General features: G+C 66.1%; 1 protein-coding gene. It reads left to right on the plus strand.

Features of this window, described 5'->3' with window-relative positions:
* The first annotated feature begins 339 nt into the window (after positions 1 to 339).
* Positions 340 to 1335: an NAD(P)H-dependent flavin oxidoreductase gene (locus AC1D00_RS41215; protein ID WP_404554420.1), complete on the plus strand. Its 996-nt coding sequence runs from the start codon at positions 340 to 342 to the stop codon at positions 1333 to 1335.
* Positions 1336 to 1362 lie beyond the last annotated feature (27 nt).

Genomic DNA, 1362 nt, shown 5'->3' on the forward strand with positions numbered 1-1362 from the left:
GCGTGTCTTGCGATGGAAATGCGAGTTCAAGGAATGACGCCGGCGCTCCACTCTCCGTCATTGCGAGCGCAGCGAAGCAATCCAGAGTCTTTCCGCGGAGGGATTCTGGATTGCTTCGCTGCGCTCGCAATGACGAGTTCGTTGAAGCAGCGGAGCTCAAAATCGCCTCGACGTCGTCCCGAAGGGCACCCAATTATCCGCCCCACGGAATCCCCCCGCCTCCCGCATGATCGCCCCGCCCTCACCGCACGCCCGCGCAATAGACTTTTGCCGACCCGGGCGGCATCCTGCCGCCATCAACCAATAACAGGGCCTGCAGCGCAGGCGGGGAAACGCATCATGTTGCAGACACGGTTCACCAAACTCGTCGGCGTCGAGCACCCGATCGTCCAGGGCGGCATGCAATGGGTCGGGCGCGCCGAGCTGGTCGCGGCCGTCGCGAACGCCGGCGCGCTCGGCTTCATCACCGCGCTGACCCAGCCGACGCCGGAGGACCTGACCAAGGAGATCGCGCGCTGCCGCGACCTCACCGACAAGCCGTTCGGCGTCAATCTCACCATCCTGCCCGCGATCAAGCCGCCGCCCTACGCCGAATATCGCTCCGCCATCATCGAGGCCGGCATCACGGTGGTCGAGACCGCCGGCAACAAGCCGCAGGAGCATGTCGACGAGTTCAGGAAGCACGGTGTCAAGGTCGTGCACAAATGCACCAGCGTCCGCCACGCGCTCTCGGCCGAGCGCATGGGCGTCGACGCCATCTCGATCGACGGCTTCGAATGCGCCGGCCACCCCGGCGAGGACGACACGCCCGGACTGATCCTGATCCCGGCCGCCGCCAACAAGATCAAGATCCCGATGATCGCCTCGGGCGGCTTCGCCGACGCGCGCGGCCTCGTCGCGGCGCTGGCGCTCGGCGCCGAGGGCATCAACATGGGCACCCGCTTCATGGCCACCAGGGAGAGCCCGATCCACCAGTCCATCAAGGAGAAGATTGTCGCCAATGACGAGCGCGAGACCGAGCTGATCTTCCGCACCATGCGCAACACCTCGCGCGTCGCCAGGAACGCGGTCTCGACCAAGGTCGTTGCCATGGAGAAGGAAGGCGCCAAGTTCGAGGACATCCGCGAGCTCGTTGCGGGTGCCCGCGGCAAGATGGTCTATGCCACCGGCAACTCCGACGAAGGCATCTGGTCGGCCGGCCAGGTCCAGGGCCTGATCCAGGACATCCCGAGCTGCGCCGAGCTCATCTCCCGCATCGTGCGCGAAGCCGAAGCCATCATTCGCAGCCGGCTCGAAGGCATGATCGCACGCCCGACGGCGCAGGCGGCCGAATGATCGCCGAAGGTATGCTCCCTCGCCCTG

This window comes from Bradyrhizobium sp. P2_E8 (genome assembly GCF_056403875.1).

Bases quoted from the DNA above. Each gene is read 5' to 3' on its own strand.
- AC1D00_RS41215 (WP_404554420.1), top strand. From the start codon at position 340: ATGTTGCAGACACGGTTCACCAAACTCGTCGGCGTCGAGCACCCGATC.